Source organism: Bacillus sp. SA1-12 (assembly GCF_000981385.1).
GTDB lineage: Bacteria > Bacillota > Bacilli > Bacillales > Bacillaceae > Metabacillus.
This window is the reverse complement of the sequence record NZ_LATZ01000003.1, coordinates 41297-66682: the sequence shown is the minus strand read 5'-3', so window position 1 is coordinate 66682 and position 25386 is coordinate 41297. Positions and strand designations below refer to the sequence as shown.

Here is a 25386-nt window from a genome sequence, read left to right as displayed (position 1 = left end):
AAATATTTGATCATGAGTTCATCCACTACAATACCTCAATATAAACAGACGATCCCTTTCCGGAAGGCTCTGCCGGTTCAACGATTAGCTTTCTCGGCAATCTTGCCCGGAGCTCTTGAACATGGCTGATGACGCCTACGGATAAATTTTGGGATTGGAGCTTTTCCAGGGCTGTTACCACTGTGTCGAGCAGTTCTCCATCCAATGTTCCAAATCCTTCATCAAGGAAGAAAAATTGAAGCGGGTATTCGCCTCTAAGCTGAATTTGTGATGATAAGGATAACGCCAAGGCGAGTGAAGTCAAGAAGGTTTCTCCTCCTGAAAGTGTTGAGACTGGCCTTTTTACGCCACCGTTTGCATCATCCCTCATGATAAAGCCACCTTGCGAGTCAACCTCAATGGCATATCTGCCGCGTGTTAACAAGCGAAGTCGTTCAGAGGCATCACGACTGACTTGTTCTAGCTGTTCTTCCGCTACATATTCAACAAAACTATTGCCTTTAAAGACAGATTGAAGCTTTTCCAGCTTTTGCAGGAGGTCATCAAGGCCTTTTTGCTCGTTTTCAATCTCCATAAAGCGATCATGCTTGTCTAACAGAACTTGAAGGGCTTTAGTCTCCGCTCCTTTGCTGGCGACAGCCTCGTCAACCTGTTCCTTCACCTCAGCTTTTATCTGCTGAATTTGCTCCCACTCTTCTAAGGAAAGTTGTTTTCCAGCAAGCTTCTCCTCAATCCGTTGTAAGTCTGTATGAAGCTGCTTAACTATATCAGAATAACGCTCAATTTTTTCCTTCATTTGCTGTCTTTTCTCCATCGTTAGGAGGGAAACAAGTGTTTCTTCAATCGTCTTAAAGCTTGTACCTTCACAGGCTGACTCCCATTTCCTTTCAGCGCCCGTTAGTTTGTTTATCGTTTGTTCATACGATTTTTCATGCCCCGCAAGTTGACTTTGCAGCTGGTGAAGCAAATTTGACCGGTTCTGCCAGGATTGATACAAATCATTCTCCCTTGCAATTAATTGTTTGATTTGTTCATCTGTCTCTTTTAATTGAAGACTTATGCTTTTTTCTGTACCAGCTTCGTTCAGCTTTACTTGTTTTTCCGCAATGAGCTGGTCACGATTCTTTATTTGTGCTTGTAATTCAATTTCCTGTTCGGTTAATTGCTGATTCAGTCTTTGCTGTTGTTTGACGATCTCTTCCTGTTCTTGGATGAATGAAACACTCTTATCAATGCGTATATTTAATTGCTCATAAGCTTCATCTTTCTCAATCATTTCTTTTTGAAGCTGCTCAACCTGGTCATACGGAATGGTTGTGAAATGGTTTGTATAGGCAGCTTGCTCTTGATCATAATGTCGCTTATACTCATTCATTTTTTCTTGCCACTCATTTGCATCTTGTTCAGCAGAAGAGATAAAATCGTTTCGTCTTACCTCCTCCTGCTGCAGCTCACGAACCTTTTTCATCAAGCTATCAATTGCCGCTTTTACTTGAAGATAGTCCTGATTGATTGCTTGATATTCATCATGGAAAAGCTTATAGCCCGACTCAAGAGCAAGCTCTTTTTCATTAATGATGAGCGGATTTATTTGGATATCGTTTAGTTGTTTCAATTCATGCAGAAAAGTAAAATCAGCTGTTACTTGTTGTGAAATACCTTCAAGTTTAATTTTGATTGAATGGCTTTCCTGGCTTAAGCTTTGGAGTTGCTCAAGCTGTTTTTTTATCCATTCCGATTGTTTTTCTCCTTCATGTGACTCCTCTTCTTCGTCATGAACAGGATTCGGGTGATGGGATGAACCGCAAACAGGGCATGGCTCCCCGTCATGGAGCTGCTTAACTAGCTCCAGTGCAAGCTTATGGCTCTTTTTCTTCTCTTCATTAGCAAGGATAAGGTCCAACTGATTTTTTATGAAAAGGATGTATCTCTCATGCTCCCTTCCCCGCTCAGAAACGAGATGATAAAGCTTATTTAAGGAGATAAATTGCTCCTGCAGCTGTTTTTTATGTGTTGACAGCCTCTCTTTAACCTGTAAAAGCTTTTGTTTTTCTAAATTAATTGCTGCTGTTTTTTTGTCAACAAGCTCTAGTGTCTCAGTTACCATTTGTTGAGCCTGCATGACCTTTCGCTTCGCCTCTAATGCACCGCGGATTTCTTCGCGTGCTTTCGAGGTAACAGCTTTTGACTTTTGTTGTTCGATTAGATCTTTTTGCTTTGCGACTGCTTTTTCAACTAACTGCTCTGCTTTTGTAAGAAGAGCACGGCTATTTTCGCGATCTCCCTCAATCAAATACTTTTTATCCGCTAACTCTGATCGCAGCTTTTGATCTTGTACAAGCTCTTTTTCGACCTTTTGCAATTGAAGAAGCTTTTCACGTTTTGCCACTAATACCGGTTCTTGCTCTGCCTTGTTCTTGCGGATTTCTTCATAAGAACGGCTTATCTCCTCATACTGTTTCTTCACTTTGAGATGCTCATTTTTCGCAGCTGCAAGATTGATCTCTGCCTCCTGCTTTTCTTGCTTAAGTGCTTGAACAGTTTCGGCATATGGCCGCAAAGACTCTGCCTCCTCAGCTCTTTTCAGCTGACCTTGTAGGTCTTTTATGACAGCTTCTTCAGCCTCTACCATTACTTTTTCCTTTTCAATGCAGGCCTTTTCCTGCTGAAGCTGCCATATTGCTTGCTTATCTTCAAAGTCTTTTGTGACACTCTCTAGCTCTTTATTTCTTTTTTTCAGCAGAATTTCGGCTTCCTTAAGGCGGCCTTCAGCTTCTTTTATGGCTTCTGATGAAGCGTCTCCTAAACCTGTTTTCTCTGCTTCGAGCTCATTGCGCTTAATTTTGGTTGAGGATAATCGGTACTTTAATTTTTTCAATAACTGATCGCCATATTGTTCAAGATGGAATAAGCGCTGAAGCATTTGTCTTCTTTCTGCACCCTTTAAGGAAAGAAATTCTGCAAACTTGCCTTGGGGCAGCACGACTGCACGTGTGAAATCGTCGATCGTTAAACCAAGTAATCCATATACCTTTTCATTTACATCCACCGCTTTATCGGCAAGAACGATTGTCTCATCACCAACTTCGATTAAGCGGCAAATTGAGGTTTTTACCCTTATCTCATCCGTTCTTTTAAACACACGCTCAACGGTATATTGTTTTTTTCCGGAAGCATTCTCCAGCTCAAAGGTAAAAGACACTGTAAGTTGATCTTCAGCATGATTTAAGATCCCGTGGGTGTTATTCATGGCACGTTCCACTTTTCCATATAGGGCAAGCGTCATTGCATCCAAAATGGAGGACTTTCCGCTTCCAGTCGGTCCGAAGATCCCAAAGATTCCACTATCACATAATGACCTAAAATCAACAATCTGTTTTTCTCTGAAACTATGCAAACCAGAAACAGCTAACTGAATCGGCTTCATTCTTCATCACCAACCTCTAGCTCATCATCTTGCTGCACAAGCTCTAAGAAAAGCTTTACCAGCTCCTGCTCTGGCTTTGCCCCGCCGGTTTGTTTTTCATAAAACTGTGTAAACAATTGATCAATTGGCAAATTAGCCTGGCGTGTTGCAGCCACCTCACGTTCCTGTTGAAAAACCGGACGAATATGAATAAATCCTGAATGCCATTTACGCAGATTATGGATTTCTTCAATTGACAATGTACTTGTCAGATGGATTTCTAAATCGATCCATGCGGATGAATCAAGGCCTTCATCTAACCAGCTATGGACCTGACTGATCCCTTCAGTGGCTTTCCATCTCACAAGCGGCTTTCCTGAAGACAAAGGAATTTCCTTCATTACAACAGGTTGATTTGGCTCAGCGTCTACAATCGTTACAGATTTTGCATAACCGATTTCTGAGAAGCTGTACGCAAGCGGTGATCCTGAATACCTTGTTAATGTGCTGGCCCGCTTGATATTTTGCGGGCGGTGCAAGTGACCAAGTGCTACATATTGAGCTGCTTCAGGCATGCTGGTTGCTGCTACGGTATACGAACCGCCAACCTCAATAGGACGTTCAGAATCAGATGAGCTTCCCCCTGCAACATGAATATGGCTCATAGCCAGATTAACCGTATCCTTTCGAAATTGCTTGCTCATCCAAGCAAAGAAATCTCGGATTCTTTCATCATATTTATTTCTTAACAAGATTTCATCATGAGCTTCTGACAGCACTTGTTCAAGCCTTGCTTCTGAAGGATAAGCCAATGCGGCAACCATCATCTGCTGCCTGGCTTTGGGAACATCCACCAAAAGTACCTCATGTTTAGGATAACCTATTAAATGAATCGAATGGTTCCCCGCCAAAGGTGATGCTGCAGAAAGGCGATCAGGATTATCATGGTTTCCGGCAATGACAATAATCGGCCGTTTCCCATAGTCTGACAGACGGGAAAGTCCATCATAAAACAGCTGCTCAGCTGCCGCCGGCGGATTAACTGTATCAAAAGCATCACCAGCCATTAAGATCGCATCGACTTTTTCTTCCTCGACAATTCTAACAAGCTCGTCAATAAATTGCGCTTGTTCTGCCAAACGGCTTCTACCTTCGAGCGCTCTCCCCAGATGCCAGTCTGCCGTATGCAATATTCGCATTCGTCCTACATCCTTTCAAATGAAATGAACTTAGCGCTGCCTTAAGGCCTAAAGGCTGCATGGCGGCGCTAGTCACCATAATCTCCTCATTTTTTACATGTCTATTAAATATCCGCCATCAAAGAAATATAAATATTTTTCCTTTAAAGGTTTTTGGGTAATCTCTTCAATTGCTTTTGTATATAGTTCAATTTGAACTCGATATCTCTCTCTTAACACCGCTTCGGCCTCTTCTATTCCTCTTGGAAAACGGCCTTTAATTGTATCAGTCTTATAATCTAGTAAAACAAAGCCTTCTTCATCTTCAAACAAACAATCAATCACACCTTGAACCAATACAGGCTCATCCTTCAAATCGCCATAAAGCTGTTCCGCTTTAAGCGCGTAACTGAATGGCACTTCGCGATAAACTTGTTTTGCATGAAGAAGCCTTGTCCCGATCGGGGATGCGAAAAATTCTACAATCTGCTCACGGTTGATGATCTCAGCCAATTCAGCAGAGAGAATCTCCTTCTCAACTAGTTCCTCCATTTTTGCTGATACAACGTCCAGCGAAACTGGCTCACTAAGCTTGATATGCTGCATAACCGTGTGCATCGCTGTTCCGCGTTCAGCTGCAGAAATCGACTTGCTTTGCATAAACTGCGGACGATTATATAGAAACGACTGAATTTGATTCCTTCTCATCAGCTGCTGATCACTATATTCATCTTGAACCTCTCTCTGTCTTTTCAGTTCTGACACCGATTGCTTTGAACGGCTGCTTACTGCTGTTTTATAAGGATATACCCATGTTAATTGCTCATTCACCTGTTCCGCCTGTTCACTTTCAAAAGCTACCGATTCACCGTTGCTAATGGCTGATAAGCGTTCATGATTTAGATCCTGCTCAGCTTTAAAGGTTTCAAGCAGCTCCTCACTTTTTACGATGTCAATGGTCCATTTGGAAGGATGCTGAGCAATTTCTTCATTAAAACAGACCTGTCCATCACTTAAAACCGTACAATCTTGATGGCGCACTAATGCCGGTCCCACCCAATCTAAATAAGTTTTCGCTTTGGAGCGTTCAAAATCCGGCAGGAGCCATTCTGAATGTGATACATGCTTTCTCCAGTCGGCAATCGTTTTTTCAGAATTTTTTAAGGTTCCTAATAAATAAAGCTTTTCCTTTGCCCTTGTGAGTGCAACATATAATACTCGCATTTCTTCTGCGAGAAGCTCCATTCGCATTTTTTTCTTTAAGGCAATATAAGGCAGCGTTGGATAGCTGATTCGCAATGCGGGATTGATCAGTTTTGTGCCAAAGCCAAGCTCCTTATCAAGCAAGTACTTTCTATTTAGATCCATCATATTAAACTGCTTTGCAAGCCCGGCAACAAAAACGACCGGGAATTCCAAGCCTTTACTACTATGAATCGTCATTAATCTGACAACATCCTCTTGCTCTCCAAGAGCACGTGCTGCACCAAGATCATCTCCTCGCTCCTGCATCCGCTCAATAAAACGCAAAAATCTAAATAAGCCTCTAAAGGAGGTTGCCTCATATTGGCGGGCACGGTCGTAAAGTGCACGTAAATTTGCTTGCCGCTGTTTTCCGCCCGGCATACCGCCAACAAAGTCAAAAAACTTTGTATCACGATAAAGCTGCCAGATCAAGTCTGATACAGAACCTTGTCTTGCTTGTTCACGCCATCCTTGCATTAGCGTAATAAATGGTTCAAGTTTGTTAAAAAGTGCTTGGTTGTCCAATGAACTCTCCGCTAAAAATGATTTCACCGCATCATAATACGTCCCTTTCTTGTCAAACGTACGAATCAGTGCGAGTTCATTTGCATCCATTCCAACGACAGGAGAACGAAGCACTGAAGCTAAAGGAATATCCTGGTATGGATTATCAATTATTTTTAAAAGTGAAAGCATTATGGCTACTTCTGTTGCTTCAAAATATCCGTTTGATAGATTCGCATAGACAGGGATTCCTGCCTGCTTAAACTCCTCCATGATTTGCGGTGCCCATGGCATAGAGCGCAAGAGGATTACAACATCACGATAGGTGACAGGACGTGTGCCATTGATACTGCGGTCATATATCGGGAACTGCTGATCAATAAGCGACTTAACTTTCTTAGCCATCAATCTAGCTTCCAATTGAACGGTTTCTAATTCCTCTTCATCAAATACGGCCGGTTCTTCCTCCTGATCAGCTTCCTCGCTTCCTTTGCGCTCAACTAATAAAAGTTCTGCCTTCATCTCTTCATTTTTTGGGTAGGAAGCTCCAAGCTTAAGCTCTGCATCATGGTCATAATCAATTTCTCCAACCTGCTCACCCATGATTTGCTTAAATAAAAAGTTCGTCCCATCCAACACTTCTGCCCGGCTTCTGAAGTTTTTCGATAAATCAATACGCATTCCTGTTTGATCAGCGATTTGGGTAAATCGTTTATATTTACTTAAGAAAAGAAACGGCTCTGCAAGGCGAAAACGATAAATCGACTGTTTCACGTCACCGACCATAAACAAGTTCCCTGTCGCTTCTTCGTCCTTTGTAACAAGCTTAAGGATTGTTTCTTGAACGAGGTTTGTATCTTGGTATTCATCGACCAATACTTCAGTAAACTGGTTCTTATAATACAAAGCAGCATAACTTGGCTCGTTATCCTCTCCTTGCAAAATGTCCAAGCAGTAGTGCTCTAAATCCGCAAAGTCGACAATTCCTTTTTCTTTTTTTATCCCTTCATACCTTTCTGCGAATTCCTTCACAAGCGCCACCAGCTTGGATACAACAGGTTTTAAATGGTTAAAATCCAGGACATAGTTCTGAAGTGTACGTGAAAACATCTCATCACGCAGCTGTTCAATTTGTTTTTTTACTGCATTTCGCATTGCTGTGACTTGATCGGTTAGAGCTTTATCAAATTGATCGCCTCTTACCGTTTTTGCTCGTGATAATTTAAATGTTTTTATTCGTTCACCAAGCTGCTCCCACGAATCCTTTACCCTTAAAAGCTCTGAAATTTGCTTTAAATCATCCTCAAGATTTTCTGCGCGTGGCGCCGGTCCAGCCGGCAGCTTTGTCAGCTCCATTGCCTGCTCAAGCTGAGCCTTTGCACCAGCCAGCTGCATGGCAATATCCTGAAGCAAATAACGGACAAATGGCAATGATTCAATTTCTTCCGTTTCTCTCAGATCATACATTGCAGCCAGCTGATCCAACCAAGCACTTGGAGTCGGGTGTGATCGTGAAAAAAAGTAAAGTTCACGAATCAATGTTTGCAGCTCAATATCATTACGATCAGAGGTATAGCGATCCACCAGATCAAAAAACGCCTCATTGTCCTCTCTGCTGTACTCTTCCTCGAACATATCATCAAGCACTTCATCAATAAGTAATTGTCCTTCTGTTTGGTCAGCAATTCTGAAACTAGGGTCAATATTAATTAAATAATAATACTTTCTAACAACCTGCAGACAAAACGAGTGCAAGGTAGAAATAGATGCTTTATTTAGCAATGTCAGCTGTCTGCGTAAATGAAGTGATGATGGATTTTCTTTTAATGCTTTTTCCAGCGCTTCTCCAATTCTGCTTCTCATTTCAGCTGCGGATGCATTTGTAAATGTAACCACAAGCAGAGAATCTACATCAACGGGATTCTCCTTTGAAACGATTTTTCTAATGATTCTTTCAACCAATACAGCGGTTTTTCCAGATCCTGCAGCTGCAGCAACTAAAATATCCGAACCGCTTGAGACAATTGCCTTCCACTGATCATCCGTCCATTGACTGTTTTCAGGCTTTGCAATTATTTCACTCATCTCCATTAACCTCCTCTCTCATTCTTTTTAACACCTCATCGTTCTTTTCACTTTTTAAGATTCGATATGAATTTTCTTCTAATGATTCATCAAACTGGCATACAGATTTATATTCGCAAAACGTACAAGGAATTTTATCCTTTAACTTAAAGGGACGAATATCAATGATTCCATCGGTAATATTTGTTCCCACTTTTTGAAACGTTGACCGGACATGCTTTCTTAATAAATGGAACTCTTGCTCACTTGCAACAGAGGAGGTTGAACGGAAGCCGCCTTCCTTTTTCAAGCCAGCCGCAATAATATTGGATGTGCCGCCTTCAGTAAGCGTGTTGTCCATAAGCTTTACAGCTTCCTCATCACCAAGTAATAACCCCTTCATCTTAAACTTCTTAAAGATTTCATCATCCAGCTTCTCCTCTGTCATCAACGTTTTTGCTTGGATCATTGGATCATGGACATGGAAATACAATACGCCTGCCGGGGTTGCTTCTACTCCAAGCCACATGCTGGCGTTCGAGATGATGACGTCTAAATAGGTAAGCATTTGCAGGGCCAACCCGTAATATACCTCTGAAAGCTGAACATTTTTTTCGCTTGATTTATAGTCGATAATGCGCAGAAGTACACGACCAGAGCCTGTTGCTTTATCCACTCGGTCAATCCGGCCTGCAACCTCCATCGTACAGCCATTTGGCAGTGTAAAGCGGAGCGGGGGCAGCTCTCCCCCCTTACCAAAGCCAAGTTCTAAGCCGACAGGTGCAAACCCGCTCGCCTTGGCATGCTCACTTAGGATCACTGCAGCGCGAGTAAGGATTTTTTGCAGCTTTCGTTTAATATAGTGAAAGCGATTTGAGCTTAACAGAATCTCTCTTTGCAATCTCGGTGCAAGTCGATCGACGGCATCATTCGATAACCGTTCACATTGTTCCTTCGTCAGCTCTCTCCAATCAAGATTCAATTGCTGCAGGCGATCGGATATGAGCTTAAGAGAAGAGTGGAACATTTGCCCAATATCAGGTGCTTCAAGTTTGAAAAATTGCCGTTCTCTAAGCTTTAATCCGTGTGAAGCAAAGTGCGAGAATGGACAGCTGTTAAATTTTTCCATTCGCGAGACACTTCCTTGGATATGCTCACCGTAGAGTTCACGGCTGATCGATGTTTCCAACTGCTCCGGTTTGTTTTGATATGTTAAACTGCTTAATACTCTTTTTGTTAGCTGGTGATTTTCCGATGTAATAAAGTAGTTATAAGCATCCCACCATATTGGGTTGATTGGATAGCCGCGCTTCCATGATTGCAGCTGTGAGGTGACATAAGATAACGTCACATGCTTATTCACCATAAAGGATAACTGTTCATTTAGGGAAAGCTGTTCAGGCTCGTTAAGAAGTCTTAACTTTTCAACCATAGGAAACATTTCTTCCACTCGTTTTAAAATGACAGAAGGAAGCAGAGCTTTTCCTTCTTCGTCGGCCATTGGATATGATAAATAAAGCCTTTCAGCCGGACTGGATAATGCCATATAAATAAGGAAGTTTTCATCAAGCAGCTGCTGTCTGGCAGTAGGTGCAAGATTGATTCCTTGATAATACAGGGTCTCTCGATCATCTTCTGTTAAGATCCCTTCTTCTTTCGGCCTTGCTGGGATAACCCCATCATTTACACCTACAATAAATGAGCATTTCACATGGAAAAAACGGGATTTTTCGAGATCGGCAATTAATACTTGATCCATTGCAGGAGGAACTAATGAAAATTTCATGGACTCTATACCTGTTTCAAGAATCTCAGCAAACAGCTTTAACGAAACGTGTTCGTCCGACATAATCTCCACAAATTCATCTAATAGATTCATAACCGCCTGCCAAACTTGATCATGCTCTCTCGCTTCCAAGAGCATTCCCTTTTCTTCTGCTGCCAGTCGCAGTCCTTCCATTTTTTCAGGAATGTGTAATTCCTCTAGAAACAGATATAAGCTTTCAGCTAAAGCTCGTCCAGACTTGCTGCGTTTTAGCCGATTTTGCAAAGCTTTAATTGGTGTAACAACAATATCGCGAAGCTGATTAAGCTTATCCTCCATTTGCTTTTCTTCATCTGTCACAACAAAGTCATCATCAAGGGAATAATAGCGGCGATAGCGCCAGCGTTTATCATTCGTCCACTTCGATCCTTGGATCCCGTATGATAAACAATAGTTTTCGAGCAGATCCATTTCCTCACGCATTTCCTGCTTATGACGGTCAAGCGGATAAAGCAGCTCTGTTTTCACAGCCCGAAACACTGCCTCGTAACGCCAATGACCATTGATGATTTCCAACGTAGAACGAATCAGCTCGACTAAAGGATGGTTCAGCATCGAACGCTTTTGATCTATAAAAAAAGGAATCTCGTAATCACGGAAAACTTGCTCTATCACATCACGATAATCATTTTGATTACGAATCAGCAAAGCCAGATCACGAAAACGATAGTTTTCCTTCCGCACAAGTGCATGAATCTGTCTAGCAATTCCTTCAATCTCAGACCGGCGATTTGCTGCTTGAAAAATGGTCAAATCAGGCTTTTGATCGTAGACTGTTGTTGGTCTTGTATCATAATATTTTTCTAAATGTCTTAAAGATGAATGGCCATACCGGTGCTGTTCATTCAAGATTATCGGCGCATCGACCTCTTTGCCTTTTTCAAGTGCAAGCTGGAGAACTTTGTTATAGGTTTTTCCAGTCATTTGAAAGAGGTGCAATTCATGCGGCAGATGCTCTTCATATGCTTTATCAGCCGTAAGGGCGATTTTCACATTTGCTGCATGGTCCATCAATGCCCCAACAACCTCATATTCCTGAGGGGTAAAGCTATGGAACCCATCTATATAAATATCAGCTGCTTGTAAATAGTCAGAATCCTGAACCTTTTCCGCTAATAAATGGAGATAATCCTCAGAATCTACGTATTTCTCACTAAGCTGAATTTCTAAATGCTTATATAGCATAGCGATATCATGGAGCTTGTCTGTTAAAGAGGTTTTATCCACTTCTGTAGTCGCACCTGCTAGATACTCCTCCAGCTCCTGCGGTGATAGGAGGTAGCGTTTAAATTCAGTTAGCATCGCCTCAAGCTGCTGAATAAATCCATTTTGATCACTAGCCTTCGTGAACACTTTAAATTCCTGCTTATACTGCTCGACCAGCTTTCGTAACATCATCTGAATCCCTGTACTTGAAAGATGATGGCGAGTCATTCCCCCTGTCTCCTGAAGAACTCTCCATGCCAGCCGGCTAAAGCTGAACGTTTGTGCCCGAATCATCCCGCCTAAGTTCGGTGTCTTAATTAATTCATACTCTGCCCCAAACGTCATCTGGTCAGGAACTAGATAAATGATTGGACGGCCGATCGGTTCTTCGAATAGCTTGTCTCTAATTTGATTTAAAATCTCCTCAGTTTTCCCGCTCCCTGAGCGACCAAGAATAAATTGAATACTCAACGTTTATTCTCCTAACTTATTTATTTAAAAAAGAAATACCACAACTAATTTTAGTGTGGTAATCATATTTGTTTTCACTTCATATCTATCTATATTTTACTTTACTTTTCAGGGAAATTCCATTTATCGGTCATACCAAGTTTTGTATTCACAAAGATGCCTGGTAGGCATGTAACAAAAAAAAATCCAACCAAGTTTGGAAGATTTAAACTGGGTTGGATTTTACTTATAGACATATTTCACAATTTTTTATCTCATAGGATTAGGGACATATACTGAAACCAATCAAAGAGAGACCCCGCAGTATACCGCGCCGAGGATTCTTCCAAATAGCCCTCTAAAAACGAACACCCGGAGAGATATCAAACAGTCAAGTTTAATTACTCATAATTTCCTCCTGTCGTAATAGCCTCATCTGTAAAGTTTTCAATTGATGTTTGCTTTTCATAAAAATGGGTCGCAAACTTTAAGACACCTTCCCTTGTGTAAAAGGGACTAGCAGCTGTTAAAGGAAGTTCCACTGTTTCTCTTAAACTTGCAGATTGATAAATAGCTGTTATTAATTCAAGTGTTTGTCGTCCTTGTAGACCATCAACTAACACACTCTTCTTTCCTTGGATAGCTTGAAGGACATCGTGGATTTGTCCGGCATGACCCTCGTATTGTAAATCTGTTTGCCCATCATAAAGCTTTTGGATTTTTTCTTCTAATTCAGGGTCATCCTTCGGGAAACCGTTTTGTCTTGATTGTGATGCTTTTACTTTCCATGGAACTGAAACACGCGCATTTTTCCCTTGAAAAATCAATTGCTGTTCTTCCCCATGGTGAATGACGGAGCTCGTAATTTGAACCAAACCGCCATTATCATATTTCCCTATGGCAATCGAAATGTCTTCAACTTCAGCATTGTGATGTGCAGCATTACTCATAACAGCGGTAATCTCTGAAGGCATCCCGTTCATCCACTGGAGGATATCAATATGATGAACAGCATGATTTAAAGTAGGTCCGCCGCCTTCCTTTTCCCATGTTCCTCTCCACCACAAATCATAGTAGCAAAAACCTCTCCACCAATAGGAATCGACTTGTGTATGGACAATGTCCCCCATTAATTTGGAATCAAGTACATGCTTTAATTTCATCATTGGTGATCGAAAACGATTCTGTGCCACGACGGATAAAATTTTTCCATTCTTCTTTGCTGCGGCATTCATTGCATCACACTCTTCTAAAGAAGAAGCCATTGGTTTTTCAACAAGTACATGCTTACCCGCATTTAATAAAGCAATGGCTGTATCTGCATGTGTGTATGGAGGTGTGCATATTGACACTAAATCGATGTCTTTACGTTCTGCCAGCTGTTGATAATCATTATAAATATCCACATTCAGCCCATGTTTTTTTGCAAGTTTCTCTGCCTTTTCAGGATAAATATCACATAAAGCAACAATTTTACAATGCTCTGATAACTCCAAGTAACCGTTAATATGGGCAGGGGCAATCGCTCCAGCACCAATAATCGCAACATGAATCATAGACAGTCTCCACTCCTTTTTATACTAAGCACTTAAAGGCTCAGTCCCCTAATTTAAACCCCAGAATAAGCCATAAATCCGCCATCAACAGGAACACTGATACCTGTCACAAATCCGCTTGTTTCTTCATCCGCCAACCAGAGCAATGTTCCTAATAAATCTTCAGGATTACCGAGTCTTCTCATCGGCGTATGGGCGAGAATTTTTTCGGTTCTTTCTGTATTTGTTCCATCTTCGTTTTTAAGTAATTTTTCATTTTGTTGTGTAAGGAAAAATCCCGGTGCAATCGCATTTACCCGGATACCAGCCTCAGCCATATGTACCGACAGCCATTTTGTAAAATTCTCGATTCCAGCCTTTGCAGCACTATAAGCAGGTACTTTTGTCATCGGACTAGGGGCACTCATCGAGGAAATATTTATGATCGTTCCCTTTTTCTCCACCATTCTTCTTGAGAAGATTTGCGTTGGAATTAAGGTCCCGACAATATTCAAATTAAAAACAAATTGAAAGCCTTCTGTTGTTAGATCAAAAAAGGTCGTGATCTCCTTATTCTGCAAATCAGATAAATCAAAAATCTCTTTTGTTGTAACACCTTTCGGATGGTTGCCTCCAGCACCATTGATCAAAATATCACATGCTCCATATGTGTTATAAACCATTTCCTCCGCTTTTTTCACACTTTCAAGATCCAATACATTACATTCAACGGCTAATGCTTCTCCGCCATTACGTTTAATCTCTTCAACAACAATGACAGCCTTTTCAAAAGTGCGATTTAAAATCGCTACTTTTACGCCTTGTCTAGCCAGCTCCTTTGCCATACAGCTGCATAATACACCGCCGCCGCCTGTCACAGCAGCTACTTTCCCTTGTAAACCTTCATATATTGGTAACATCTTATTCTTCCTTTCCGTTCAACATGTTTTAGTCTTACAGGAATGTATATAAATAACTTCTTATGTCTTTTTTATGTAGGTGACTGCATACTATCCAAAAGCCCATTTATGCTTAATAGCCCCTCAAATGTTAGCGCTATCAAAAAAATGAAGGAGTTTGGCAGCTTTATAGCTCCCATAACCTTTCATGTATTAAAAATAATCTGGATAGCGAACCTCTATCTCATCCTTTTCAAAATTCACCAATTTCAAGTGCTGTACCATTAATCTTTCTGCCTTTTTCGGGTCTTTTTCCATTATTGCTTGATAAATTTCTTTATGTTGCGAGACAACGACATTCCAATCTGTATTTGCAGCAAGCCTTAAAACTCTTAATCTGTCAAAGTGGCTGTTCATGTTTCGAATCATTTTCCATGTTCTTAATTTGTTACATTCTTCAAATAAGATCTTGTGAAATTCTTCGTCAAGCTCAAATAATTGATGATATGTTCCTTTTCCTAAGCAAAGCTCTTGCATCGCTACATTTGTTTCTAAACGAAATAGCTTGTTATCATCAAATACTTCGCAAGCTAATCTTACAATGGCTCTTTCAATGTTTTCTCTCGTAAATCTTGCTTCCTCTACATGGTCTAAATCAATTTTGGAAACAACCGTTCCACTTTGCGGGTAGATTCCTAATAACTCCTCTTGAGATAATTTTAGAAACGCCTCTCTTACGGGAGTTCTGCTTACTTCTAATTTTTCAGCAATTTCTTTTTCAGAAATTTTTGTTCCTGGCTTTAATTCTAAATTAATAATGCGACCCTTTATTGTCTGGTACACATAATCTCTTGTTGAGCCATTAATTCTTGTATTCATAGTTGAAATGGCAACCACCCCTTTTCTGCCCACCGAGGTATTTTAATATCCTAGATATACTAGCATGGTAGTTTTTAGTCAATTATAGTGTAACTCTATTAAATTTTCAACCATTTTTTTGAAAATACGCTCTTAATATAAGTAATAACCAAATATGCCTATCACAAGAGGGTCTGACCCAGAAGGCAAACACCAATATAAAGGAATTGTTATCATTAGATCCTATTTATATTGTATTCGAGTGGTCTGACCCTTATCTTTTGAGACAGTCTCTCTAACTAATTATGATTCTCTCTTTCTACAAACAATGCTACACCAATACCCCCGCCAACACATAGCGATGCAAGACCTTTTTCAGCCTCTCTCCGTTCCATCTCATGCAAGAGACTTACGACAATTCGTGAGCCAGTACAGCCAATCGGATGCCCTAAACTAATACCGCTCCCATTGACATTGACCTTTTCCCGATTTAAATGGAGCTGTTTTTCTACAGCTAGATACTGAGCGGCAAACGCCTCATTAATTTCAATGACATCCAAATCATCGATTTTCCAATTTAAAGATGCTATTCCCTTTTGAATAGCTGGGACAGGTCCGATTCCCATTATTTTTGGGTCCACCCCAGCAATTGAATAGTGGGAAATCTTAGCTAATATAGGGAGTCCTCTTTTTTCAGCTTCATCTTTAGCCATTAACACCAGCGCGGCTGCCCCATCATTTAATGAAGAAGCATTTCCTGCTGTAACGGATCCACTGTCTTTAAAAATCGCCGGCAATCCTGCAAGCTTTTCAGATGTTACTTGTCTTGGCCCTTCATCCTTAGCTATGATCACTTCTCCCTTTCTCGTTTTAACTGAAATCGGGACTATTTCTTTCGTAAATGTACCAGCATCTATGGCAGATAATGCTCGATGATGACTTAATAATGCGAGTTCATCTTGTTCTTCTCGTGTAATTTGAAATTCTTCAGCAATATTTTCAGCCGTTTCACCCATCATGATATGATGAATTGGGTCCCTTAATATCTCCCATACACTGTCTATCACCTGCCCGTGCTGCAGCCGTGAGCCCCAGCGATGCTGCTTTAATAAATATGGACTTGAGCTCATTGCTTCCACTCCGCCCGCAATCACAATATTGGATTGACCTGTTTGAATTTGCATGGCAGCAGAAATGATGGCTTGAAGCCCAGATGCACATTGTCTTTGTATGGTATAACCTGTTGTTGTCTCAGGAAAATCTGCTAAAAGTGCTGCCGTCCTTGCAGTATTTGGCTCATCTGTCCGTTGAATACAATGACCGAGAATGACTTCATCTACCTCGTGCTTTTCAAGCTTACTTCTCTTTACAACCTCATCCAATACTGGCACAACTAACTGAGTTGGCAATAGCTCCTTGAAAGCGCCACCAAATGAACCAATAGCTGTCCTTGCTGCTGCTGTTATGACCACCTCTCGCATGTTCCATCCCCCTGTCATGATCAACTTTTAGATTTAAAAAGATACTTATTTCCATTATACTATAGATTTTTGAATATATTTTTGTAATTAACAATCCTTTAGTAAATGCTCGCTTTACAATTATGATGTAAAAGAAATCTAGCTATCCAGACCATAGTATTTAGTTTTTAGTTATAAAAAAAGGACCATTTTTGGTCCCTTCAACGTTTGTATATCCTTTTTTATATCTCATATGATTACCTTACTTTTTCCTTCTTCTCATCTAGCACTGAATAAGTATATGTAAATGTTTTTCTAATTCTTATTGATAAGTATCCTTTTAGTCTGCCTTATCCTTCCATTCTGTTGCCTATTTAATGTCAAGCAGCGAAGGACCAGTTCGGCGATAGAAAAAGTCAATTGGTTTTGCAGTCATTTCATCTCTCATTAATAGAATTAATGAGAGATGATCATCTTTATCCAGACTGAAAAAAAGAGTCAAAGAACAATCATAAAAATAATTGGCAATGTAGCTAAACTTAGAGAAGTGCTTATCAGCGTAGCACCCGAGACAAATTCCGGTTCTGTATTATACTGCAGGGCATACATTGTCGTATTCGCTGCAGTCGGCATCGCTGCCATAATAATCATGATTTGCTTTACCATTTCATCAACAGGCAAAAACAATGTAAGCACATAAGCAATTCCTGGTGAAATCGCTAATTTCGTTAGAAGAGAGAGAGAAACTTTTTCCCTCTCCAGGTTTTTTACAGATATTTTTGCAAGCTGCATGCCCAAGACAATCATAACGGTTGGAATCGCTGCATCTGCTACCATATTAACTGCCTCTGTTATGGCATTTCCCAATTTAACATGACATACTTGAAGCACATACCCTAACGCTGCCCCATAAACCATAGGCATTCGCTGAACCGCGCGAATGGCAGAGCGCACTCCATCACCTTCAGGGCTTCCCTTTGCAGCGTAATAAACACCTACTGTACACATAACAAGCTGCTGAATGACCATTAAAATAATCGCATAATCAAGGCCTACTGCGCCGAATAACAAGAGAACAACAGGGGTTCCGTAGTTCCCATTATTCATAAACGAGGAAGCCAAGATCATCCCGCATGTTTCCTTAACCGTATATTTACGGATAATTGCAAAGATATAAACGACGGCGATTAAACAAAAACAAAGGGCAAATGTATAAAGGGTCATATAAAGATAGGTCAGATCAAACGTCGTGGTATAAAAGGTTCGGAATACTAATACAGGTGACATTAAATAAAGTGCCATTGTTGAGATTGTTTTCGTATCGAATCCTATCTTTTTTTGACCTATAAAGCCAAGTGCAAAGATACCGAATATTGGAATAAGGATAAGGAAGAAATCCACTCATTCACCTTCATTCCTAAAAATAGATTTTCTAACTTATTCTGAAAGATTATAAGTTTAAAACAATAATACGTTCTTCTGTCATTTCCTCAATCGCGTACTTCGGACCTTCCTTACCATTACCGCTGTTTTTCACTCCGCCATATGGCATATGATCGACACGGTAGGCAGATGCATCGTTGACAATTAGACCCCCAACCTCTATTTCTTTCGCAGCTTTCATCGCAAACTGCAAATTATTTGTAAATAGGCCTGCCTGTAGGCCATAGTCAGAATCATTTACTTTTGCAATCACTTCATCAATTTCCTTATATGTTCCAATTGATACGACTGGACCAAATACTTCCTGGCGGCACACTTTCATATCGTCATGTACATTTGTGAGAATCGTAGGTTCATATACAGCACCATCACGCTTGCCTCCCAATGCGATAACAGCACCCTGCTCAACGGCTTCCTGTACCCAGCTTTCTACACGCTCTGCCTCTCGAAGGCGAATCATTGGCCCAATATCTGTTGCTTCACTTGATGGATCTCCTACTACAAGCTTTTCTGTGTTTTCTTTTAATAACTCGATAAATGATGCAAAAATCTCCTCTTGCACGTAAACTCGCTGGACAGATATACACACTTGACCAGCATTATTAAAGCTTTTTTGTGCAATCAACGATGCTGCTTGCTCTAGATTTGCATCCTTGTGCACAATCGTTGCCGAGTTGTTGCCCAGCTCCAATGCCACCTTACGCAGTCCCGCTTTTGAGCGAATGTATTCCCCTACACGAGGGCTGCCTGTAAATGTGAACATATTGACATCGTTATTTTCTAACAGCCATTCTCCAATGGTTGCACCATCACCAGTCAAGACTTGAAGACGGCCTTTTGGAAGACCTGCTTCCTCCATTAATTCTGCTAACATCAGGGCACAAATCGGCGTAACCTCTGCCGGCTTTAAAACAACACTGTTTCCAGCTGCTAAAGCAGGTCCAATTTTATGGCAAACAAGATTAACAGGTACATTGAATGGTGTAATCGCCGCAATTACCCCTACTGGTACGCGAACAGTAAAGGCCATTCGATTTTCTGAACCTGGCGCTGACTCAACTGGAATTCCTTCTCCATGAATGCGTTTAGCCTCTTCCGCTGAAATCACTAATGTTTGCGCAGCACGTTCAATTTCTCCGCGGGATTCGCGGATCGGCTTTCCAACCTCTACTGCAAGCACTTGAGCAAATTCGTCCCGGCGCTCAACTAATAACTGTGCTGCTTTCATTAATACCTCATAACGTGCGTACGGTGAAAATGGATTTTTCAACGCTTCCTTTGCGCCTTGTACAGCTGCTTCAACATGTTCTTTTTCAGCAACAGAGATATGTGCTGCTGCCTCTTGAGTATATTTATTCACGACCTCCATCATGTCAGCCGTTTGCTCCCATTTCCCATTAATATATAATCCATATTGTTTATCTGTTGTAATTGTTGACATGTTCTCCACTCCTATCCGTTCTTTTATCTCATAAGTTCAATAAAATAGTGATATTTATCACTGCAGAATTTTGTTGTTGTAAATTCAATTGGTTTATTTTCCTGTCCAAAACTGAGCCTTTCCATTTGCAGCAGTGCCTGACCTCCTCTGATGCCAAGCAAATCAGCATCAACCAGCGAGGCATTTATCGCTTTGATTTTTTCATTTGCGGTTTCTAGGACAATATTTTCTTTTGCTAATATGTCATAAAAATTTGCACAATTTAAATCCTCATTGAGCAGTATTCTGCCAATATGATACGGCCAGCATGTGCGCTCAATTGCAACAGGTGCCTGATTCGCAAAACGCAGACGTTCAATGACGACGATTTCATCCTCCATTGGTACATGGAGAAATGTCTTTTCTTTGTAGAAATCGCGGCTTGTTTTAACAGACAGCATTTTAGAGCTTGGGATGATTCCATTTTCCAACGCTTCTTCAGCAAATCCCTTTAGCTTTCCTAAACTGCCGACAAAGACTTGTGGCTTTACGATTGTCCCTTTGCCTTGTTTTTTCTCGAGGATTCCTTCCTGTACAAGGATGGAAACGGCTTGTCGTATTGTCGTCCGGCTGACATTGAATTCAATCATCAATTCATTTTCTGTCGGAATCATAGAATTTGGTGTCCATTCCTTTTCCTGAATCCGTTTGATCATCGTGTCTTTCACTTGTAAATATAAGGATGTGCTTTTGGTGGGCTCGAAGCTGCTTGCCACTTATTCAACACTCCCTTCAGGCTTAAAAAATTTCATTCCAAAGCGAGAGCAACAACTTCGTTTTTTAAACAAACACATTCGTTTCCAGCTTTAGCAGACGGCCAAGTTCAATCAATTGCTTTGTCACGTCGCCATATACGAGGGCAAAATGAGGCTCATAGCCGGCATTCATCAGGTCATAAAGTGTGCTCGTCACGTCAGTTGTTAATTCCACTTCAACTGAGGTTCCGCTAAAAGGCTGTTCGACATCAAGTGCATGGCCTTTCATCACAAGTAATCGGTACCCATCTGGCGTATAGCTTACGCGGAAAATCGTGACATCCCCAGCCTTTAGGCCAAAATCCATCGCAAGCCCGATTTTACGGTTTGGATGCACGCCCGCTGTCGCACCTGTAGCAGGATGGGCAAGCGAGTATGCACCAGCTCCGCAATGCCAAAAAACAACTGAGTTTTTCCCCTCATCAACATGAACCAAGTCTCCTAAATATGGTGCACTTCCACCTGTTAACTCTCGCAAAATATACATTGATATCGAACCATGTATATCTGATTCACAGGAAGAAACCATCCCATCCTCTGTAAACTGCGAAAGAACTGAGCATGGTGCTGCCCCTAAATCATTGAAAAAGTCCGGCCAGCATCTCATCGCAATTGACTTAATTTCTTCTTCCTTAATATGTTTCTTAATGTATGTCGAGAACTGTGCGAATTTATGAACTGTCTCATCCTCGCGATTCAAGCCAATGACTTGTTGTTCAGCACGATCGACTTCACCGATCCATTCCTCTTCAGGAAGTTCCACACACTTCTTAAATGCTTCCTGCAAATCAAGCTTATGAAGGGTCACGCCGAGCGTTTGTTTCAGTTCTTCTTCATTTGCATCTGAGAAAAAGAATCCCGGTGGATAGTCGCCGACAACCCCTATTTTCAGTTGTTGGATCGCTTTTAGAACACGCATAACATTAAATTTCTCAAGCAATTCCGTTTGCAGCTTCTCTTCATCAGGATTTCCAAATACGAATGCAAACGGGTGCTGATGATTGCGCAGAACATTGCTGGTGCTATTGCCGCCGGTCAATGAGTTCAAGCGCAAACGGCCACCCACACTCGGCTCGCGGACAGACCAAACAATAACTGGCACTTTAAAATACTCCAGTGCCTTCACCATGAATTCACCATCTGCAAATGTGACACTTTGATATAAAACAGTATCAATTTCAATTGTTGCAACGGATTGCAGAAATTGTTCAAGCTCCTCTACTGATGTAAGGATTTCATTTGGTGCAACAATACTATGACCACTTTGTTCAAGCCAACTCATGCTTTGTCTGCGGTACATTTCTGCTGTTTCAAGATCAAATGTTTTTCTTCCAATTGGAAGATATAAAATTGCTGTATTTGCCATCGTTTTTCTCCTTTTCATGTTATGCTGCACTGATTCATCACTATATCTTAATTATACATAACGATCTTTCATCACAAAAAAAATTCATATCTTTTGTTTACCTTAGGATTTCCCTTTATACTCTATGAAAATTCAAGTGATATTATCAAATTCATAGCTACCTTTCTTTAAAAAGTAGGTATCTTTAATACTATAATATGAAAACGTCTGCATGTTTTCAAGTGTTTTTTTACTTTTTTGCAGAAGTTATTAACAGTCTTATCGAAAAATTAGAGTATGAAAATCCATTATCAACGTCATTCTAAGGCAAATCCACTTTGTTGGATTGTCTTTTTTTAGGCAATAAAAAAGGACAGTGATGAAAACCACTGTCTCATTATCTCGTAAGCTCAATATTATAATGGTATTTATCACTGCGAAACTTGATTGTAGAAAATTCAATCGGTCTATCATCTAGTCCAAAGCTTAATCGCTCTGTCTCCAGCATGGCTTCGCCTCCGCGGATTCCAAGTAAGTCAGCTTCAAACAGTGTAGCATTAATCGCCGAAATCTTCTCTTTTGCTCGCTTCAAAATAATATCGTTATTTTCCAATATCTCGTAAAACTTTGCACTATCTAAATCTTCATTAATAAACAGTTTTCCAATATGGGATGGCCAACATGTGCGCTCAATTGCAATTGGGATCTGGTCAGCAAAACGGATGCGTTCAATCACTAACACTTCTTCATCTTCAGGGATATTCAGCATCGATTTTTCATGGTACAAATCGGTTTTAAATTCTGCTCGCAGCAACTTTGAATTAGGGGTCAGCCCTTTTTCTGCTACCTCCTCTGCAAAGCCCTTCAGCCTTCCATTTCCCGTAAGCTGCTGTGACTTTACTATTGTCCCTTTCCCTTGCCTTTTCTCTAGTAATCCATCCTGAACAAGGATCGAAATCGCTTGCCGTAACGTGGTCCGGCTTACATTAAATTCATCCATCAATTCTTGTTCTGTAGGAATCAGTGTATTAGGTGCCCATACTTTTTCTTGAATTCGTTTAATAAGAATGTCTTTTACTTGGAGATATAACGCTATATTCTTATTTGGATCTACCATACTTTCCAATTATAAATCTCCTTTCCGCTTAGTAACCTAAAAGGTCTGGTTTTCCTAATTGTATTTTATAATGACGTAAATTTTTTTATTGAATCTAACTTGATTAAAGTAAATACCATTACTATTCACTTTCACTTATTCATCATAACTATTATAACATACATTACGATCTTATTAAGAATTCTTTAAATCATTGTACAGGCGAAATAAATGGAAAAAGGTTGTTGAAACGTATGTCAACAACCTTTTGATCGTACTATATTAAATATTTGATATGGATAAGAACAGCTCTTTCCATTCGGAGTTTTTCCGGTAAAATACAGGCGGATAGCCAATTGGCGCTTGGACAGTCACAGATCCTCCCTTGTATTCCTGACCGCTCCAAAGATGGATCCATTCATCCTCAGGCAGGTAAACGTCCCATTCTGTTTGGCTTTCTTGATGGATTGGAGCCACTAATAAATCCTTTCCATATAAATACTGGTATTGGATGTCGTATGCTTTTTCATCCTCTTCGTAATGCATAAACAGCGGACGTTGCACCGGAATACCGCGCTCTGCATTTTCTTTTACGAGTGCTTTCGTATATGGTGCAAGCGTAACAAAAATGTTCGACATTCTTGCTAAATGCTCTAATGACTCCTCATCTCCATCAAATTGGAAGCAATCATCTGGTCGATTACCTTCATGTGTTCTCATCATTGGAGTGAAGGCACCCATTTCTGACCATCTCATTAACAATTCCTTTGAGCGTTTATTGCCATGCAAGCTTGTATATCCGCCAATATCACTGTGGTGCAAGCCACATCCGATCATCCCTGATGATAATGCTGCAGGAATAACTGATGCTAGCCCATCATCCAGCGTCCAGTCGACACTTTGATCTCCGCCCCAAAGAAGGGTGCAATATTTTTGGACTCCTGTATAGCCAGCACGCATGAAGTAAACAACTTCACCTAATTTTCCGGCTTCACTTACAGCCTCATAGTTAATTTTCGCCCACATTGTTGGCCATGCATTATGCATGATGCGTGCATCAACACCATTTTTGAGAACGACATCAGTCGGCAGGTATTCACCGAAGTCTGCCATCCAGCCACCAATGCCAAAATCAATCATGTTTTCTTTAATGACTTGCTTATACCAAACGCATGCCTCATCATTTGTAAAATCAACAACTCCGCAATAAAACTCACCAAAATCAACTAAATAGGTGTCACCTTGCTCGTTTAATGCCAAGTACCCTTTTTCTTCTGCTTCCTTAAATAAATAGCCTTCTACTGCTACATAGGGATTGATATAGCCTAAAAAGCGAATACCGTTTTCTTTCCATTCAGGAATCTTTTTATCAAGCTCTGGGTATTCATTTTCATTCCACTTCCAGTTCCACATTAAGCGTTTGCCAAAGGAAGTGATCCGCTTGCCTTGCCAGTCCTGGCACCATACGCCAGCAACCTTCATGCCTTTATTCAATGCCCGTGTAAGCTTTTCTTCTACAACCTCTGTTCCGCCTTGAATCCCCAGAATGACACCATTGTATACCCAATCTGGAAGCTCGGGCTGTCTGCCAAATAAGTTTGTAATCTTTTCAACTAGGTCAAGATACGTTTCTGCTGTCTCAAATAATACATACTTTGGAACTTCCCAAATTTGCAGCTCATGAAAATTTGGATGACGGAAATCAAAATCGGCATAAGCAGTTGTCTCAACATGACAATAATACTTTTTCGTAGAGACAAATGTCGGTTGCGGAAAGTTCGTATTGTAATAATCTCCGCCTGCCTTATCCTTTACATCTGCTTGCCATGTCACATAGGTATTCTTATTTCTTCCTACACCAGGTTCAGACGTCCAAAGCGGGAAGTTTTTCCCTCTCATATTAAAATGAGAAAGCTGTTCGCCGCACCCATATACCTTTTCTTCTTGATCAGCTTCTACTCGCAGCCAGAATCGGTTGACCGCAGAATCAACTTGTGTATATTCAACTTTTAAACGGTTATCTTCTTCTTTGATTGTAAGAATCAGTACAGCTTGCCCGTCTTCAGACTTCGCAAGTTCAACCAAGTATTCATTATTTTTTTCTTCAATCCGTGCATATTTAAGAGGTGTACGCTCAGTCACATAATCTTTTATATCGAAGTTGCCGCGGTACATTTCAATTGTTTCCTCACCTTGTCCAACAAATAGCATCGGTTTTTGGACGGTGTGACGCAGTAAAAGGACATGATTATACGATACTTCAAATCCATCTTCTAACGTTTTGACAGAGACTCCTTTATTTATCTTCGTTGTTTCTACCATTTTTTCACTGCTCCTATCCTGGCTTATCCTTTATCCTGCTATACAATGGATAAGCCCATTTATCTAAATCGGTTTTTCATAGATTGTGATCGCAAACTTTGTTGTGAAAAACAAGTATTGGGAATGGTTGATTGTAACGAGAGCATGCTCGCTTTCCGTGGGGCGGGCGGAGAGCCTCCTCGGGGCTGGCGCCTGCATGAGTCTCACCTGTCCCGCTGCTCCCACAGGAGTCTCGCCCCTTACGTTCCAATCAACCAAAATCGTTTTTGTTCTATGGACCTATTTATAAACAACACTCTTTTAGAAAAGAGCCTT

Annotated in this window: 14 protein-coding genes; all 14 read right to left on the bottom strand. The window is 40.8% G+C overall.

What is annotated here, in order from left to right; translation table 11 throughout:
* Positions 1–25: 25 nt before the first annotated feature.
* Positions 26–3427, bottom strand: a complete 3402-nt coding sequence (locus WQ54_RS02820; RefSeq protein WP_046511819.1) for an SbcC/MukB-like Walker B domain-containing protein — start codon at positions 3425–3427, stop codon at positions 26–28.
* Positions 3424–4605: an exonuclease subunit SbcD gene (locus WQ54_RS02815; RefSeq protein WP_046511816.1), complete on the bottom strand. Its 1182-nt coding sequence runs from the start codon at positions 4603–4605 to the stop codon at positions 3424–3426. The genes WQ54_RS02820 and WQ54_RS02815 overlap by 4 nt, the downstream gene beginning before the upstream one ends.
* Before the next feature lie 93 nt (positions 4606–4698).
* Positions 4699–8424 (bottom strand): helicase-exonuclease AddAB subunit AddA, encoded by a 3726-nt coding sequence (addA, locus tag WQ54_RS02810; protein WP_084821801.1) that lies wholly within the window; start codon positions 8422–8424, stop codon positions 4699–4701.
* Complete coding sequence (addB, locus tag WQ54_RS02805; protein ID WP_046511811.1) at positions 8411–11899, bottom strand: helicase-exonuclease AddAB subunit AddB; 3489 nt, start codon at positions 11897–11899, stop codon at positions 8411–8413. The genes addA and addB overlap by 14 nt, the downstream gene beginning before the upstream one ends.
* Before the next feature lie 380 nt (positions 11900–12279).
* The gene (locus WQ54_RS02800; protein WP_046511809.1) at positions 12280–13434 is read right to left on the bottom strand and encodes a Gfo/Idh/MocA family protein; all 1155 of its coding nucleotides are present in this window, start codon (positions 13432–13434) and stop codon (positions 12280–12282) included.
* Positions 13435–13487: 53 nt separating this feature from the next.
* A complete protein-coding gene (locus tag WQ54_RS02795; protein WP_046511806.1) occupies positions 13488–14333 on the bottom strand; it encodes an SDR family oxidoreductase in 846 nt (281 codons plus the stop codon).
* 192 nt (positions 14334–14525) lie between these two features.
* Positions 14526–15191 (bottom strand): GntR family transcriptional regulator, encoded by a 666-nt coding sequence (locus tag WQ54_RS02790; RefSeq protein WP_046512199.1) that lies wholly within the window; start codon positions 15189–15191, stop codon positions 14526–14528.
* Positions 15192–15469: 278 nt separating this feature from the next.
* On the bottom strand, positions 15470–16651 hold the full coding sequence (locus WQ54_RS02785; protein WP_046511803.1) for an acetyl-CoA C-acetyltransferase: 1182 nt from the start codon (positions 16649–16651) through the stop codon (positions 15470–15472).
* Positions 16652–17128: 477 nt separating this feature from the next.
* Positions 17129–18031 (bottom strand): AEC family transporter, encoded by a 903-nt coding sequence (locus WQ54_RS02780; RefSeq protein WP_046511801.1) that lies wholly within the window; start codon positions 18029–18031, stop codon positions 17129–17131.
* Positions 18032–18080: 49 nt separating this feature from the next.
* Positions 18081–19514: an aldehyde dehydrogenase family protein gene (locus tag WQ54_RS02775; protein ID WP_046511798.1), complete on the bottom strand. Its 1434-nt coding sequence runs from the start codon at positions 19512–19514 to the stop codon at positions 18081–18083.
* 23 nt (positions 19515–19537) lie between these two features.
* Positions 19538–20269, bottom strand: a complete 732-nt coding sequence (locus tag WQ54_RS02770) for a GntR family transcriptional regulator (protein WP_231597437.1) — start codon at positions 20267–20269, stop codon at positions 19538–19540.
* A 64-nt stretch (positions 20270–20333) separates the two neighbouring features.
* Entirely contained in the window at positions 20334–21674 is a 1341-nt protein-coding gene (locus tag WQ54_RS02765) for an L-fucose/L-arabinose isomerase family protein (RefSeq protein WP_046511796.1), read from the bottom strand.
* 376 nt (positions 21675–22050) lie between these two features.
* Positions 22051–22770, bottom strand: coding sequence for a GntR family transcriptional regulator (locus tag WQ54_RS02760; RefSeq protein ID WP_156177664.1), 720 nt, complete (start codon positions 22768–22770; stop codon positions 22051–22053).
* Positions 22771–23031: 261 nt separating this feature from the next.
* Positions 23032–25071, bottom strand: a complete 2040-nt coding sequence (locus tag WQ54_RS02755; protein WP_046511790.1) for an alpha-glucosidase — start codon at positions 25069–25071, stop codon at positions 23032–23034.
* Positions 25072–25386: the final 315 nt, after the last annotated feature.